Origin of the sequence: Kitasatospora sp. NPDC101155, assembly GCF_044768305.1 — a bacterium.
Lineage (GTDB): Bacteria > Actinomycetota > Actinomycetes > Streptomycetales > Streptomycetaceae > Kitasatospora.
In genome coordinates this window covers 91,901-106,590 of sequence record NZ_JBIWPN010000016.1, presented here as the reverse complement: position 1 = coordinate 106,590, position 14,690 = coordinate 91,901, and the positions used below count along the sequence as shown (strand labels likewise).

At 73.7% G+C, this 14,690-nt stretch carries 16 protein-coding genes and 3 pseudogenes; 11 read left to right on the top strand and 8 right to left on the bottom strand.

Going from position 1 to position 14,690, the window contains the following annotated elements; all coding sequences use genetic code 11:
• Positions 1 to 135: 135 nt before the first annotated feature.
• A complete protein-coding gene (locus ACIRYZ_RS24725; RefSeq protein WP_402947685.1) occupies positions 136 to 582 on the bottom strand; it encodes a DUF5946 family protein in 447 nt (148 codons plus the stop codon).
• Complete coding sequence (locus ACIRYZ_RS24720; protein WP_402947683.1) at positions 579 to 1,067, bottom strand: GNAT family N-acetyltransferase; 489 nt, start codon at positions 1,065 to 1,067, stop codon at positions 579 to 581. Before ACIRYZ_RS24720 ends, ACIRYZ_RS24725 begins: the two co-directional genes overlap by 4 nt.
• A gap of 199 nt (positions 1,068 to 1,266) precedes the next feature.
• Here ACIRYZ_RS24720 and ACIRYZ_RS24715 point away from each other — a divergent pair, with 199 nt between their 5' ends.
• The 5 genes and pseudogenes from ACIRYZ_RS24715 to ACIRYZ_RS24695 form a co-directional block, all read left to right on the top strand.
• Positions 1,267 to 2,220, top strand: a complete 954-nt coding sequence (locus tag ACIRYZ_RS24715; RefSeq protein ID WP_402947680.1) for an ABC transporter ATP-binding protein — start codon at positions 1,267 to 1,269, stop codon at positions 2,218 to 2,220.
• On the top strand, positions 2,217 to 3,065 hold the full coding sequence (locus ACIRYZ_RS24710) for an ABC transporter permease (RefSeq protein WP_402947678.1): 849 nt from the start codon (positions 2,217 to 2,219) through the stop codon (positions 3,063 to 3,065). The genes ACIRYZ_RS24715 and ACIRYZ_RS24710 overlap by 4 nt, the downstream gene beginning before the upstream one ends.
• A 157-nt stretch (positions 3,066 to 3,222) precedes the next feature.
• On the top strand, positions 3,223 to 4,536 hold the full coding sequence (locus tag ACIRYZ_RS24705) for a sensor histidine kinase (RefSeq protein WP_402947675.1): 1,314 nt from the start codon (positions 3,223 to 3,225) through the stop codon (positions 4,534 to 4,536).
• The gene (locus ACIRYZ_RS24700) at positions 4,533 to 5,216 is read left to right on the top strand and encodes a response regulator (protein WP_387628609.1); all 684 of its coding nucleotides are present in this window, start codon (positions 4,533 to 4,535) and stop codon (positions 5,214 to 5,216) included. The genes ACIRYZ_RS24705 and ACIRYZ_RS24700 overlap by 4 nt, the downstream gene beginning before the upstream one ends.
• Before the next feature lie 241 nt (positions 5,217 to 5,457).
• A pseudogene (locus ACIRYZ_RS24695) lies at positions 5,458 to 5,640 on the top strand (RNHCP domain-containing protein); the annotation flags it as partial.
• Between the two features lie 62 nt (positions 5,641 to 5,702).
• On the opposite strand, the pseudogene ACIRYZ_RS24690 reads toward ACIRYZ_RS24695, so the two are convergent.
• A pseudogene (locus ACIRYZ_RS24690) lies at positions 5,703 to 5,882 on the bottom strand (DUF2278 family protein); the annotation flags it as partial.
• 19 nt (positions 5,883 to 5,901) lie between these two features.
• Entirely contained in the window at positions 5,902 to 6,723 is an 822-nt protein-coding gene (locus tag ACIRYZ_RS24685; RefSeq protein WP_402947671.1) for a lipase family protein, read from the bottom strand.
• Positions 6,724 to 7,020: 297 nt separating this feature from the next.
• On the opposite strand from ACIRYZ_RS24685, the gene ACIRYZ_RS24680 reads away from it, so the two are divergent.
• Positions 7,021 to 7,638 carry a TetR/AcrR family transcriptional regulator C-terminal ligand-binding domain-containing protein gene (locus tag ACIRYZ_RS24680; RefSeq protein ID WP_402947668.1) on the top strand — a complete coding sequence of 206 codons (618 nt, stop codon included), beginning with the start codon at positions 7,021 to 7,023 and terminating at the stop codon, positions 7,636 to 7,638.
• A 7-nt stretch (positions 7,639 to 7,645) separates the two neighbouring features.
• Here ACIRYZ_RS24680 and ACIRYZ_RS24675 read toward each other — a convergent pair whose 3' ends face one another.
• Positions 7,646 to 9,010, bottom strand: a complete 1,365-nt coding sequence (locus tag ACIRYZ_RS24675) for an FAD-dependent oxidoreductase (protein ID WP_402947666.1) — start codon at positions 9,008 to 9,010, stop codon at positions 7,646 to 7,648.
• 157 nt (positions 9,011 to 9,167) lie between these two features.
• Positions 9,168 to 9,941 (bottom strand): slipin family protein, encoded by a 774-nt coding sequence (locus ACIRYZ_RS24670; protein WP_402947822.1) that lies wholly within the window; start codon positions 9,939 to 9,941, stop codon positions 9,168 to 9,170.
• A gap of 242 nt (positions 9,942 to 10,183) precedes the next feature.
• On the opposite strand from ACIRYZ_RS24670, the gene ACIRYZ_RS24665 reads away from it, so the two are divergent.
• The gene (locus ACIRYZ_RS24665) at positions 10,184 to 11,380 is read left to right on the top strand and encodes an MFS transporter (protein ID WP_402947663.1); all 1,197 of its coding nucleotides are present in this window, start codon (positions 10,184 to 10,186) and stop codon (positions 11,378 to 11,380) included.
• A gap of 37 nt (positions 11,381 to 11,417) precedes the next feature.
• On the opposite strand, the gene ACIRYZ_RS24660 is transcribed toward ACIRYZ_RS24665, so the two are convergent.
• A complete protein-coding gene (locus ACIRYZ_RS24660; RefSeq protein ID WP_402947660.1) occupies positions 11,418 to 12,278 on the bottom strand; it encodes an NAD(P)H-binding protein in 861 nt (286 codons plus the stop codon).
• A 312-nt stretch (positions 12,279 to 12,590) separates the two neighbouring features.
• Positions 12,591 to 13,034 (bottom strand): hypothetical protein, encoded by a 444-nt coding sequence (locus ACIRYZ_RS24655; RefSeq protein ID WP_402947833.1) that lies wholly within the window; start codon positions 13,032 to 13,034, stop codon positions 12,591 to 12,593.
• On the opposite strand from ACIRYZ_RS24655, the pseudogene ACIRYZ_RS24650 reads away from it, so the two are divergent.
• The 4 genes and pseudogenes from ACIRYZ_RS24650 to ACIRYZ_RS24635 all read left to right on the top strand — a co-directional run.
• Positions 13,027 to 13,260, top strand: a pseudogene (locus tag ACIRYZ_RS24650) (ArsR/SmtB family transcription factor); the annotation flags it as partial. The gene ACIRYZ_RS24655 and the pseudogene ACIRYZ_RS24650 overlap by 8 nt on opposite strands.
• A 27-nt stretch (positions 13,261 to 13,287) precedes the next feature.
• A complete protein-coding gene (locus ACIRYZ_RS24645) occupies positions 13,288 to 13,992 on the top strand; it encodes an ATP-binding protein (protein ID WP_402947658.1) in 705 nt (234 codons plus the stop codon).
• Between the two features lie 30 nt (positions 13,993 to 14,022).
• Positions 14,023 to 14,265 (top strand): hypothetical protein, encoded by a 243-nt coding sequence (locus ACIRYZ_RS24640; RefSeq protein WP_402947656.1) that lies wholly within the window; start codon positions 14,023 to 14,025, stop codon positions 14,263 to 14,265.
• Positions 14,262 to 14,633 (top strand): fic family toxin-antitoxin system, toxin component, encoded by a 372-nt coding sequence (locus ACIRYZ_RS24635; RefSeq protein ID WP_402947654.1) that lies wholly within the window; start codon positions 14,262 to 14,264, stop codon positions 14,631 to 14,633. Before ACIRYZ_RS24640 ends, ACIRYZ_RS24635 begins: the two co-directional genes overlap by 4 nt.
• Positions 14,634 to 14,690: the final 57 nt, after the last annotated feature.

Sequence of the window (14,690 nt, the reverse complement as noted above, 5' to 3'; positions counted from 1 at the left end):
CGGGGCGGTGCACGCCCGCGCCCGCCCCGGCGGGCGCGACCTCGCGCCCGCGGTCACCGTCCGCGCCACGCCCGTCACTCGTGGGGCCGCCGCCCCTGCGCATGGGGCCACGGTCCCGTCCAGGTCCCGGTGCGGCTACGCTCCGTGGCGCTCCCACGGCGCGACCGTCGCCGCCGCCCAGGCCCGCACCCGTTCCGGGAAGCCCTCCGCCGGGAACGTCCCGTCGACCGCGACCTCCGCGATCGTGACGCCGTACCCGCCCCGCGGTACCTCCCTCGGGGCTTCCCGCACCACCTCGGGTGCCTCGCCCCTCATCCGGTGCGAATTGGCCCGCCGAGCCCGCTCCACCAGCCGGTCCACCTCCGCGAGCCCCCCGCCGAGGTACGCCCGCAGGAACTCCCGCGCCCGCGCCCCGCCGTCGCCGGGCAGCCGGCCCGGATGCTGCAGCAGGAAGCACGACACCGACACCCCGTGCAACGGCCCCCACGGCTCCTGTCGCCCGTGGTCCAACGCCAGCAGCGTCTGGAACAGCTCCTCGCACCCCGGCGCACCGCACTCCCCGCAGGGGCCGACGCCGGTCACTCCCGCACCTGCTTGCTCAGGTACATCGAGGACACGCCGTAGCCGCTGCGGCGGTACAGGGCGATGGCGGCCTCGTTTCCGCCGAAGACGTTCAGGCCCAGCTCCGTCATGCCCTCGCGAGCGACGAACTGCTCGGCGGCGGTGAGGATGGCGGAGCCGTAGCCCCGGCGGCGGAACGGGGGGAGGACACGGATGTGGTAGAGCCAGGCGGAGGAGGAGGTGCCGGCCTCCGCGCGGGGATCGGGGCCGATCCAGGCGGTGCCGACGGTCTCGCCCGAGTCGTTCTCGGCCACCACGAGGTGGTGGCGGGCGGTGGCGAGGCCGTCGGGGAGGAACCTGGCGGTGCCCTGGCGAGCGCGGTCCCGGGCCAGCTCCTCGGGCATGAGCTTGGCCAGTTCGCGCGTCGTCTCGGCTTCGCGGATCTCGGTCGCCGCCCGGTACTCCGAGGGCGTCATCTGTCGCAGGGCCACCTTCCGAACGTCCATGCCCCATCTTCGACCGGCCGCGGGCGGCGGCGGTACCGGATTTCGTGCCAGGACGGCCGGAGTAGCGCGGCGGCGTGGTACCGCGGTACTACGGGCCGCCCGATGATCAGCCCGCGGTGCCACGGATCCGGCGCCGGTCGCACCTAGCGTGGAAGCGTGGCGGCCGGGACAGCCCGGCCCCTGAGCGTAAGGGCGAGCGATGATCGAGGCGCACCAGCTGACGAAGCGGTACGGGGAGAAGACCGCCGTGGACGGGCTGGACTTCACGGTTCGGCCCGGGACGGTGACCGGGTTCCTGGGGCCCAACGGCGCCGGGAAGTCCACCACCATGCGGATGATCGTCGGCCTCGACGCGCCCACCAGCGGGTCGGTGCGGGTCAACGGCCGCCGCTACGCCGAGCACGCCGCGCCGCTGCAGGAGGTGGGCGCGCTGCTGGAGGCCAAGTCGATCCACCCCGGCCGCTCGGCGTTCAACCACCTGATGGCCCAGGCCCACACCCACGGCATTCCGCGCCGCCGGGTCGAGGAGGTCATCGAGCTGACCGGCCTGCAGTCGGTGGCCCGCAAGCGGGCCGGCGCCTTCTCGCTCGGCATGGGCCAGCGCCTCGGCATCGCGGCCGCCCTGCTGGGCGACCCGGCCACGGTGATGCTGGACGAGCCGGTCAACGGCCTCGACCCCGAGGGCGTCCTGTGGATCCGCAACCTGCTCACCTCCCTCGCCGCCGAGGGCCGGACCGTCTTCGTCTCCTCGCACCTGATGAGCGAGGTCTCGCTGGTCGCCGACCACCTGATCATCGTCGGTCGCGGCCGGCTGCTCGCCGACACCACCGTGCAGGACCTGATCAGCGAGGCCGGCGGCGACGCCGTCAAGGTGGCCAGCGCCGACCCGACCCGACTGCGCTCGGCGCTCGCCGGGCCCGGCGTGGAGATCACCGGCCGGTCCGGCTCGGAAGAACTGCTGGTCACCGGCCGTACGGCCCGCGAGATCGGGCTCACCGCCGCCGAGCACGGCATCGCCGTCTTCGAGCTCACCCCCCGGACGGTCTCCCTGGAGGAGGCCTTCATGGACCTGACCAGGGACGCCGTGGAGTACCACGGCACCACCACCGCCCGCATCGAGATCGAGACCGAGACCCCGAGGAGCGCGGCATGAGCACCGTTGTGACCTCCCAGCCGGCCACGCCCGCCGAGCTGCGCCCCGCCCGCCCCGCCTACAAGGTGACCGCGGCGCGCGTGCTGCGCTCCGAGTGGGCCAAGCTGTGGTCGCTGCGCTCGACCTGGATCACCGCCGGTCTGGCGCTGCTCTTCCTGGTCGCCTTCGGCCTGATCGCCGCCTTCCAGTTCAAGTCGCGGATCACCTCGGGCCGCCCGATGGACCGGGACTTCGCCAGCGCGAGCGCACTGAGCCTCTCGCTGTTCGGCACCAACTTCGCCCAGCTGGCGCTCGGCGTCCTCGGCGTGCTGGTCGCGGCCGGCGAGTACTCGACCGGCATGATCCGCTCCACCCTGGCCGCCGTGCCGCGCCGGCTGCCGGTGCTGTGGTCCAAGGCCACGGTGTACGGCCTGATCGCGCTGGTCCTGAGCACCGTCGGGGTGTTCGTCGCCTTCCTCGCCGACAGCGGCATCCTCTCCGGCACCCGGGCGGCGATGACCATCTCCGACGCCGGGGTCGTGCGGGGCCTGCTGGGCGCCGCGCTCTACCTGGGCCTGGTCGGCGTGATCGGCGTCGCCCTCGGCGCGCTGCTGCGCTCGGTGGCAGGCGGCATCTCGGTGCTGGTCGCCTCGCTGATGCTGATCCCCGGGCTGGTCTCGCTGCTGCCCAGCTCCTGGCAGGACCACATCAGCCCCTACCTGCCCAGCCACGCCGGCGAGGCGATGTTCGCCCTCCACCACGACACGACCACGCTTTCGCCGACGGCCGGACTGCTGGTCTTCCTCGGCTGGACGGTGCTCGCGCTGGCCGGTGCCGCCGTACGGCTGGTCCGCACGGACGCCTGAGCCCGTCCGGGCGCCCGAGCCCGCACGGAACCCGAGCCGGTACGGACGTCCGCGTCCGTACCGGCTCCCGGGCCTGAGACACTCCCGGTGCGGTGTCGGATCCGACCGGCGCCGCACCACCCGTACCACCCGCACCACCACCAGGGAGGCGCCACCGGTGAGCGAGGACCACGCCACCCCCACCGGCCCGCTCGTGGCCGCCGACACGCTGTCCGGCCACCCGCTGTTCGCCCGGCTGGCCCGGATCGGTCAGCGGGTGCGGGAGGCGGACCGCGCCCACCCCTGGGTGCTGGACACCGCCGTGGTCGCGGTGGTCTTCCTGATGTTCTGCCTCCCCGACCTCTTCCCCGGCCACGGCGAGCCCCCGCACGAGCACCGGGTCGTGCTGGTCCGCCCGGCGCTGCCGGCCATGCTGGCCCTCCAGGCGGGCCTGGTCCTGCCGCTGCTGTGGCGCCGACGCCGGCCCACCGAGGCCTTCGCGGCGATCATGGCGGTGTTCGTGCTGCAGTGGTCGCTCGGTGTTGCCCTGCGCGCCGACGCCGCCCTGCTGTTCGCCCTCTACAGCCTGGCCCTGCACGGGCGGCTGCGGCACCTGGCCTGGTCCTGCGCGGTGATCGTCGGCGCGATGGCGCTGGTCGCCGTCGAGGTCTCCGGCGGCGGACTGCCGGTCGGGGACGCACTGTTCTTCCTGGTCAGCGCCGCGACGGCGGCCGTCGCCCTCGGCATCGCGGTGCGCGTGCGCCGCGCCCAGCTCGCCGGGCTGCGCGAGCGGGCGGCCCGGCTGGAGATCGAACGCGACCAGCGCAGCCGACTGGCCGCCGCCACCGAACGCACCCGGGTGGCCCGGGAGATGCACGACATCATCGGCCACAACCTGTCCGTCATCGTCACCCTGGCCGACGGCGGCGCCTACGCCGCCCAGGCCTCGCCCGAGCGCGGCCGGGAGGCGCTGCAGCTGATCGGCGAGACCAGCCGCCAGGCGCTCGGCGAACTGCGCCGGATGCTCGGCGTGCTGCGCGACCAGGGCGACGAGGGGGCCGAGCTCAACCCCCAGCCGGGCATCGCCGACCTCGACGGGCTGTGCGCCCGTATCCGCGCCGCCGGCCCCCAGGTGCTGTACACCGTCGGCGGCGACCTGGACCAACTGGACCGAGGCGTCCAGCTGATGGCCTACCGCATCGTGCAGGAGGCCCTCACCAACACCCTCAAGCACGCCGGCCCGGACACCCGCGCGCACGTGACCCTGACCGCCGACGCCGCCCGGCTGCGGGTGAGCGTCCAGGACAGCGGCCCGCCCTCCGGTACTCCCCGGCCGGTCCGGCCGGCCGGCGAGGGGCACGGCCTGGCCGGCATGCGCGAACGCGCGGCCGTGTACGGGGGCACCGTCACGGCCGGTCCCGGCCCTGGGGCAGGATGGACCGTGGAGGCCGTACTCGACCTCACCCCCGACCCGACAGGCGGCCCGACGTGACCACCGTCCTCATCGTGGACGACCAGCCATTGCAGCGCTACGGCTTCCGGATGCTGCTGGAGAGCCAGCCCGACACCGAGGTGGTCGGCGAGGCCTCCCACGGCGCCGAGGCTGTGCGGCTGACCGCCGACCTGAGGCCCGACGTCGTGCTGATGGACATCCGGATGCCCGGCATGGACGGCATCGAGGCCACCCGCCAGATCGTCGCCTCCGGCGGCCGCTCGCGCATCCTCGTGCTGACCACCTTCGACCTCGACGAGTACGCCCACGCCGCGCTGCGCGCCGGGGCCAGCGGCTTCCTGCTCAAGGACGCGCGCCCGGAGGAACTGCTCGCCGGGATCCGCGCGGTCGCCGAGGGCGACGCCGTGGTGGCGCCCGCGATCACCCGTCGCCTGCTTGACGCCTACGCCCACCACCTGCCGGTCCGCCCGCCCGGTGCGGCGCCGGTCGACGACCCCCGGCTGGACGCGCTGACCGAGCGCGAGCGGGAGATCCTGGTGGCCATCGCCCAGGGCTGGACCAACAGCGAGATCGCCCAGCGCCTGGTGCTGGCCGAATCGACCGTCAAGACGCACGTCAGCCGGGTGCTGGCGAAGATCGGCGCCCGGGACCGGGTACAGGCGGTGATCTTCGCCTACGACCGCGGGCTGACCAGGCCCAATCCGCCGATCACGAATTAATTCGGTGGCGCCGCCGCGGACGGCGCTGTTAGCTTGGCCGCTCCACTGTTCGTCCTGATCAAGGGCCACGTGCCCACCGGAGAGGGTGTCCTGATGTCCCGGATCGCGCCGAGCGCGCCTCGCCGCACCGCGTAACGACCATTCCCGTCGAGGCCGCTCGGCCTGCTCTTGCTGTCATCGCAAGCCTTCCAGCAAGGAGCACCCCGGGTGTCCAGCACCACCAACACTCAAAAGAAAGACCGACACCTTCACCTGCACCTGGTGCGGGCTGACCGTGTCCACCTACGCCGCCGACGGCACGCGGCGCAACCACTGCCCGTCCTGCCTGTACTCCCGGCACGTCCTCGACCAGGTCGAGGGCGGTCCCAGCGAGTGCCACGGGCGGATGTCGCCGATCGCCATCGCCGTGCTGCGCACCGGCGACCCGGCCCCCGGCTACGCCTGGTTGCCGGGCGTCCCGAGCGGCGTCCCGTGCGGCGCCGGGGTCGGGTGCGGGACGGAGGCCGGCAGGGTGTGGCCGGTGCGGTCGTCGGTGTGCCAGGACTGCGACTGGAAGGCGAGGAACACCGCCGTCCAGCGGTTCTCGTCCGGCAGGTGGATCAGCAGGCCGCCGTCCTGGTACACCCCGTCGTCCTTGCGGAACCGGCCGCTGTTGCCCTGGTTCATGTCCGGGAGGTCCGGGCGGTCAGAGGTTCTTCTCCAGCGCCGTCAGGTAGTTGCGCATGAAGTGGTCGCGCACGCCCTCGCCGGTGGGCTCGAAGGCGGCGGAGGTCAGGCCCTTGGCGCGGTTGGCGATGCCCGCCAGGAGGCCGCTGGCGCCCTCGTGGACCGTACCGGCGGAGTCGATGAAGCGCAGGGCGTCGACGTGGGTGAAGGCCGGCTCGGGCGGGAGCTGCGGGACGATGTCGTGGTTGTTGACGAAGCGGTAACTGCGGCCCTTGAGCCCCTTGTTGTAGGCGGCGGTGAGCATGCGGTCGCAGGTGCGGGGCTGGCCGAAGGTGCACACGCCGTCGGCGGTGAGTCGCGGGTCCTCCATGCTGAGGCGGGCGGCGGCGAGCATCGCCAGGGCGCCGCCGAGGCTGTGGCCGGTGAGCCAGACGGTCTGGCCGTTGGTGTGCAGCTCGGTGAGGGCCTTGCGGACGTCCGGGTAGATCGATTCGAGGGCCTCGGCGAAGCCGAAGTGGACGTAGCCGGTTCCGGCGGGCCCGGGCCAGGGCGGGGTGGTGGAGTCGGTGAGCCAGTCGCGGACCTCCTTGGGCTCGGTGCCGCGGAAGGCGGTGACGATCATCCGGTCGCTCGCCATGGTGTACGCCTGGGTGTCCTGGAGCGGGAACGGCGGGGTGAACCGGGTCTCGTGGTGGCGCACCGTGTCGAAGCCCCAGTCGCGGGCATGCCGGTCGACGGTGGCGTCGTCCTGGTACGCGAGGTCGGAGGCCTTGGCCAGGCAGTAGGCGTGGGCGAGGCTGTAGCCGGTCGCGCTCTGGTCGAAGGTGGTGGGTACGGCCACGGAGGGGACTTCCTCTCGGCGGGGGATGGTGTCCCTCGTTCGTAGCGGACCGGCAGCCCGTCGTCGGGGTGGCGGCGCCCGGGAGTCACGCGAACAGCGCCGCGAACACCCTTATGTGTACAGGTCATCTGATTGCTTCATGGGATTTGCGATCGCCGACACCGGTGTCCCCGGCCTCCGGGACCGGGCGCCGCCCCAGGCGGCCGAACCCCGCACGGTGCTTGGGAGGGAACGAGTTCGTTCACTAACATCGGTAGGAGGCCTGGAGTACAGGACCCCCCCGGAAGGTGCGCAGCCATGTCCGCTGAAACCGGCCCCGCGCGCGCAGCGACGGCGGCCGCCCCGCTCCGGCGGCGCGGCGAGGCGCTGGAGAGCGCCATCTACGAGGCGGCCCTCCAGCAGCTCACCACCGACGGTTACGCGCGACTCACCATGGAGGGCGTCGCTGCCGCCGCGCAGACCGGCAAGGCCGCGCTCTACCGCCGCTGGTCCTCCAAGGAGGACCTGGTCATGGACGCGCTGCGGGCCAGCCTGCCCCCGGCCGCCCCTGCTCCCGACACCGGCAGCCTGCGCGGGGACCTCCTGGAGGTGGTGACCGGGCTGCGCACCGCGATGTTCAGCGAGCTGGGCGCCGCCGTCCGGGCGATCATGAGCGAGCTCGACCACCAGCGCGCGCACGCCTTCCTCGAACTCGTGCTGGACCGGGTGGTCGGGCCCACCACCGCGCTGATCGCCGAGGTACTCGACCGGGGCACCGCCCGGGGCGAGGTCCGCCCGGGGGCGGTCATCCCGCTGGTCACCGACGTGGTCCCGGCGCTGATGCTGTACCGGATCAAGATGTGCGGGGGCGACAGCGCGAACCTCGACCCGGCCGCGATCGTGGACGAGGTGCTGCTGCCGATCGTCCGCCCGTAAGGCGCTGTCACGCCCCGCTGTGGCGCAGCATCTCCTCGCGCTCGACCACCTTGACCCGCTCCCGGCCCTCGGCCTCGCCGAGCGCGCGCTCGTGGGCGTCGAGCAGCTGCCAGCCCTCCCAGGTGGTGTAGCGGACGCCCCGCCCGCGCAGGTGCTCCTCGACCGCCGCCGGGTCCGGCTCGACCGCGCCGGGCAGCTTGCCGGCGGCGTGGTCCGCCAGCAGGCAGGCCACGGTCTCGTTGGCGTCGCCCTTGGTGTGGCCGATCAGGCCGACCGGGCCGCGCTTGATCCAACCGGTGACGTAGGTGGCGGTGTGGTGCGAGCCGTCGCCCTCCAGGACGCGCCCGGCCTCGTGCGGGACGGTGCCGGCGACCGGGTCGAAGGGCAGCTTGGACAGCTCGTCCGAGTAGTAGCCGACGGCCCGGTAGACGGACTGGACGTCCCAGTCGGTGAAGCGGCCGGTGCCGCGGACGTTGCCGGTGCCGTCCAGCTCGGTGCGCTCGGTACGCAGGCCGGCCACCCGGCCGTCCGCGCCGAGCACCTCCACCGGGGACTCGAAGAAGTGCAGGTAGACCCGGTGCGGGCGGTCGCCGACGTCGCGGATCGCCCAGTTCTCCAGCGTCGAGGCGACCAGGTCGACGTGCTTGACCGCGCGGCGCTCGGCGATCGAGCCTTCGTCGTACTCGATGTCCTCGGGGGCGACGATCACCTCGATGGTGGGGGAGTGGTCCAGCTCGCGCAGCTCCATCGGGCTGAACTTGGCCTGCGCCGGGCCCCGGCGGCCGAACACGTGGACCTCGACGGCCCGGTTGCGCTTCAGGCCCTCGTGGACGTTCGGCGGGATCTCGCTGGGCAGCAGCTCGTCGGCGGTCTTGGCGAGGATCCGGGCGACGTCCAGGGCGACGTTGCCGACGCCGAGGACGGCGACCTTCTCGGCCTCCAGCGGCCAGTTGCGGGGCACGTCCGGATGGCCGTCGTACCAGGAGACGAAGTCCGCCGCGCCGTACGAGCCGTCCAGGTCGATGCCGGGGATGCCGAGTGCCCGGTCGGCCGTCGCGCCGGTGGCGAAGACCACGGCGTCGTAGTACCGGTGCAGGTCGTCCAGGGTGAGGTCGGACGGGTAGTCCACGTTGCCGAACAGCCGGACCTGGGGCTTGTCGAGCACCTGGTGCAGGGCGGTGACGATGCCCTTGATGCGCGGGTGGTCGGGGGCGACCCCGTAGCGGATCAGGCCGAACGGGGCGGGCATCCGCTCGAACAGGTCGATCGAGACGCCGGGCGTCTGGGCGGCGTCGGACTTCAGCAGGGCGTCCGCGGCGTAGATGCCGGCGGGGCCGGCTCCGACGATCGCGACTCTGATCGGGCGGGTCATGCGGGCGGTTCCTCCGGTCGGGCGCAGCGGGAGGCCAATGGTCTGGACCCTTGCAGCCAACCCGCTGGTCACGCGGAGGTGTAGTCGGTGCTGATCTATGACGTCATAGAGTGGACCTATGGCCGACCCGGGAACGATCCGGGCCGGCCAATCGTCGTCAGCCGCCGTCGGCGGGCGCCTGCGGCGGGACGGCCGGGGCCTGCGCCGCGGGGTCGGCGCCCTCGGCGACGCGCGCCGTGGAGGCCTCGAAGAAGCGCAGCAGCTCCACCGGGAACGGCAGCACCAGCGTCGAGTTCTTCTCGGCCGCCACCTCGACCACGGTCTGCAGCATGCGCAGCTGCATCGCCGCCGGGGTGTCGGCCATCATCCCGGCCGCCTCGGCGAGCTTGGCGGCCGCCTGGAACTCGCCGTCGGCGGTGATGATCCGGGCGCGGCGTTCACGGTCGGCCTCGGCCTGGCGGGCCATCGAGCGCTTCATCGAGTCGGGCAGGCTGACGTCCTTGATCTCCACCCGGTCGATGTGCACGCCCCAACCCGCCGCCGGGCTCTCCAGCATGACCTCCAGGCCCTGGTGCAGGTGCTCCCGGCCGGACAGCAGGTCGTCCAGCTCGCTCTTGCCGATGACCGAGCGCAGCGAGGTCTGGGCGACCTGCAGCATGGCGAAGCTGTAGTTCTGCACGTCCACGGTGGCCTTGATCGGCTCGACCACGCGGAAGTACAGCACCGCGTCGACACTCACCGAGACGTTGTCCTTGGTGATGCCCTCCTGGGCGGGCACCGGCATGGTGACGACCTGGACGTTCACCTTGCGCATCCGGTCGAGCACCGGCACCAGCAGGGTCAGGCCCGGCTGGCGGGCCGACCCGCGCACCCGGCCCAGCCGGAACACCACGCCGCGCTCGTACTGCTGCACCACCCGCACGCCGGTCATCAGCCAGAGCAGGACGACCACGACGACGATCACGAGTACTGCCACGCCTGTTCTACCTTCTCCCCGTCGCGGCGCGGCCGGGCCGGGTCCGGAGTGGCCCTGTCGCCGGGGCGCGTCGCGCGCAGCACAGTATGCGCCCGCCCGGCCCGCGCGGTAAGGCGTGTGAAGGGGGATCTTGACGCATCGTTGACGGAGGCCGGTTCGCACCGGCGGTCCGGCGCGGTGCCGGGTACCGTCTGCGGGTGACCACGATCGCCAACTCCCAGTCCCGAGAATCCGCTTCGGACCGTCCGCCGCTGATGACCAGGGCCTTGCTGGTGCGCTTCGTCTCCCTGCTCGGCGGCTCGATCGGCTTCAACCTGCTGCTGTCCACCGTCCCGCTGTACGCCCAGGAGTCCGGCGGTGGCGAGCACGCGGCGGGCCTGGCCACCGGTGCGCTGATGCTCGCCACCGTGGTGGGCGAGTTCCTCACCCCCACGCTGACCGCCCGCTTCGGCTACCGCCCGGTGCTGGCCGCCGGGTTGGGGCTGCTGGGCGCGCCCGCACTGGTGCTCGCCCTGACCGGGAGCATGGCGGCGGTGGTCGCGGTCTGCCTGCTGCGCGGCCTCGGCTTCGCGATCACCCTGGTCGCGGGCGGGGCGCTGACCGCCTCGCTGATCCCCGCCGAGCGGCGCGGCGAGGGCCTCGCGCTGGTCGGCCTGGTCTCCGGCGTGCCCGCCGTGCTCGGACTGCCGCTCGGTGTCTGGCTGGCCCAACACATCGGCTACGGCTGGGTGTTCGCGATCGGCGCGGCGGGCCCGCTGGTCGCGGTCGCGTCCGTCCCCGCCCTGCCCGAGCGTGACCGTACGGGCGGAGCGACCGTCGGCATCCGGCAGGGGCTGCGCTCCGGCGGACTGCTGCGCCCGGCCGTGGTGTTCGCCTCGACGGCGCTGGGGGCCGGGATCATCGTGACCTTCCTGCCGCTGGCGGTGCCGTCCGCGGACGCCGTTGCGGTGGCGCTGTTCGTCCAGCCGGGCGCCGCCACGCTGGGTCGCTGGCTGGCCGGGCGGTACGGGGACCGGCGCGGCGCGGCCCGGCTGGTGCTGCCCGCGCTGGTGGCCTCGGCGGGCGGGGTGCTGCTGCTGGCCTGGACGGGCAGTGCGGTGGCCGTGGTGGCGGGGGCCGCGGTGTTCGGCCTCGGCTTCGGCGTCGTGCAGAACGCCACGCTGGCGCTGATGTACGAGCGGGTGCCGGCGGCCGGGTTCGGGACCGTCACCGCGCTGTGGAACGTCGCCTACGACGGGGCGATGGGCGTCGGCGCGTCGGCCTTCGGGGCGGTCGCGGGAGGGACGGGGTACCGGTGGGCGTTCGCGCTCACCGCGGGGGTGATGCTGGTGGCGCTGGCTCCGGCGCTGTGGGACCGCCGCCGGGACCGGGGGCGCGCCGTCGCGGTGGAGTGACGGCGCGCCCGCACGGCTGTCAGGCGATGGCGGTGCCTCAGTCGCGGAAGACGTCCGCGTGCTCCGCGGCGAACTCGGCGAAGGAACGCGGCCGGCGGCCGGTCAGCTTCTCCACGTCCGAGCTGACCGCCGAGGCCTGCCCGGCCGCGTACAGCCCGTACAGCTCGACCATGCCCTCGGCCCGCCACGCCGGCCAGCCCGCGCCGAGCATCCCGGCCAGCGCCTGCTCCGGCGCGAGCGCGGTGTACGACACCGGGCGGCCCGCGACGGCGGCCAGCTGCTCGGCCAGCTCCCCGTGGGTGAGCCCGGCCGGGCCGGTCAGGGTGTAGACCGCGCCCTCGTGCCCGTCGGTGGCCAGTACCTCGACGGCGGCCGCCGCGACGTCCCGGGCGTCCACGTACGACACCGCGGCCTCGCCGCCCGGCACGGCCAGGGTGCCGGCCTTGACCGACTCGGCCATGCCGAGGAAGTTCTGGTAGAAGCCGTTCGGCCCGAGCACCGTCCACGGCAGGCCGGAGGCCTTCAGGTGGTCCAGGCCCGCGACGTGCGTGCCGACGAAGCGCACGCCCTCCGGCCGGTACTCGATGCCGGCCGCGGCGTGCAGCACGATCCGCGGGCGGCGGCCCGTACGGACGGCGGCGTCGATCACGTTCCGCTCGTGGGCGGACATCTCCGGGTGCACCGCCACCAGCAGGTAGACGGTGTCGGCCCCGGCGAGGGCCATGTCCAGCGAGTCCGGGTCGATGAAGTCGGCGGCCACCCGCTCGACCGCCTCGTCCCACTCGGCCGGGCCCTCGGACCCGGCGCGCACCAGCGCTCGAACCGCCTGGCCGCGCTCACGCAGCCCCACGACCACCTTGGAGCCGACCGTACCGGTGGCGCCCGTCACGACGATCACGGATGTTTCTCCTTGTTTCCCCGTCGTTCCCCGTTTGCGACGCGGACTTGATTCCGCGTCAGACGGATGATTGCAGCCGGGTGGTGGAGGATCAAGGTCGGGTTCCCGGCGGAGGCTTGGCGGATGCTCCGACGCGCACGGGGCCCTGCCGTGCCTCGACTTGGCGCGATCCGGGCGCTCGGGACGGATCCGGCCTGGTCACCGTCCGGATGCGCGCCCGGACGCCCTCCGTCCGGTACACCCCGCCCGGGCGGGGTGTACCGGACGAGCCGGCTACGGATCCGGCCCGCCGAGACGGCGGGCGGCGGCTGGTCACTGCCGGAGCGGGGCGGGTTCGACTTTTCCGCGCACGGCCAGCAGATGGCGGCCGAGGGCCAGTGCGGCGAGCGCCGCCAGCAGCGCGCACACGCCCCACCAGCCGGCCCGGCCCCAGAGCCGCACCCCGAGCCACGAACCGGCGCTGCCGCCCAGGTAGGAACAGGTCATGTAGGCGGTCTTGAGCCGGCTCAGGGCGTCCGGGCGCACCGCGTAGACCCGCGCCTGACTCGCGACCATGCCGAACTGCATCGCCACGTCCAGCAGCAGTGTGCCCACGACCAGCGCGGCCGGCCCCAGTGGCCCGCCCCGGGCCCCCGCGAGCAGGACCGCGGCCGAGGCCAGCACGCCCAGCAGGCACGCCAGGTTCACCGGGTCCGGCCCGTGCCGGTCCACCAGCCGCCCCGACGCCCCACCGGCCCCCGACCCGACCGCCCTCACCAGCCTCCTCGGCGCCCCACGCGCCCGCCTGCTGACGCTCCTGGAGGAGCCGCTGCCCACGGTCGAACTCGCGCGGCGCCTACGGGTCACCCCGAGCGCGGTCTCCCAGCACCTGAGGGTGCTGCACGCGACCGGGCTGCTGGCAAGGGCCCGCGCCGGACGGCAAGTCCTGTACCGGCGCAGCGCGTTGGGCGACCAGCTGGTGGCAGGGGCCGGGGAGGGGTGACGGCCGCCGCCGGGAGATACTCGTCGGATGGACGGATCAAGGGACACCTGGACCAACACCACCCACGACTGGGCCTCCGCCGTGGACACGGAGCACCTCGCCGCCATCCGCCGCGATGCCGGGGGCTTCGCGCCGGGCGGGGCGGAGCACCTCGTCCTGGAGGTGCTCGCGTACGCGGCCGACGAGGCGGCCAGCCGGGGCACGGGGCGATGCGTCGTCACCCTGCACGCCGACGGCTCGGTCTCCGTGCGGGACGACGGGCGGGGCACCGACACCCGCGTCGACGAGCGCGGTGAGGTGGTCAAGAAGCCGGTCATGGCGACCAAGGACCTGCGCTTCTTCGACTCCCCGGAAAACTCGCCGGAGGACTCCCCGGAGGCGGAGCGGCTCCCGAACGGGCGGCCGCGCCGGGGCATGTCCGTCGTCGCGGCGCTCAGCACCCGGCTGCTCCACACCAACCGCCGCCACAACGGCGCCTGGACCCAGCGCTACGAGCACGGCATCCCGGTGACCGGCCTCGACCCGATTGAGCACGACGGCACCACCGGCACCTGTGTGACCTTCCTACCGGACGCATCGTTGGTCCCACAGGGCCCGGTGGACGCGCATCGCCTGGCCCGGTGGGCGACGCACTGGCCCGCCCTGGACGTCCGGGTCGAGGACGGGCGGGACGACGGCTGGCAGGCGCGGGCGGGCATGAGCGTGACGGACGCTTCAGAGCCCGTCTTGTAGCGGACACTACGCGGCGCTACGCTCGCCGCTATGAAGCAGCTGAACGTCCGCTTGGACGACGCCCTGCACGAGGCCCTGGAGCAGCGCGCCGAGGCGGTAGGGATGAGCCTGCCGGACTACGCGCGCAAGGTGCTGGCGGAGGAGGCGGACGAGCGGCGTGAGCGGTTCCTGACCGCGGCGGCGCACTTCGCGCATGCCTGGGGGCCAGCGTTCGAGGCGGAGTTCGGGCCGTACCCGCGGAGCGCCCGCGAGGCCACGGCGGACGCGGCGTGATCCTGCGGATCGACCGGGTCTGGCTGCTGGACATCGCCCACCAGTTCCTGCCGGGCGACCCGGACATCACCGACTACGGAACCCTGGCCGCCGCGGTGGCCAGGCACGCCGATGCCGTGATGGACGTGCCCGTGTACGGCGCCGTCCACCAGCGCGCGGCCGCGCTGATGCACCAGCTGATCCGCGTCCCGGCGCTGGAGTCCGGCAACGAGCACTTCGCCGCCGTGGTCGCCGCCTCCTACCTCAGCGCCTCCGGCGTCATCGTCACCGCTGAACCCAAGCAGGCCGTCGCTCTCGCCGCCCGCGTCCGCGCCGGCCAGGCCGACGTGCGGGAGACCGCGGACGCGATCCGCACCTGGTACCGCTGAGCTTGCTCGCCCCCGAACCCGGCGTCGTACGGGCGAGTTGACCGTACAATCGAAGCG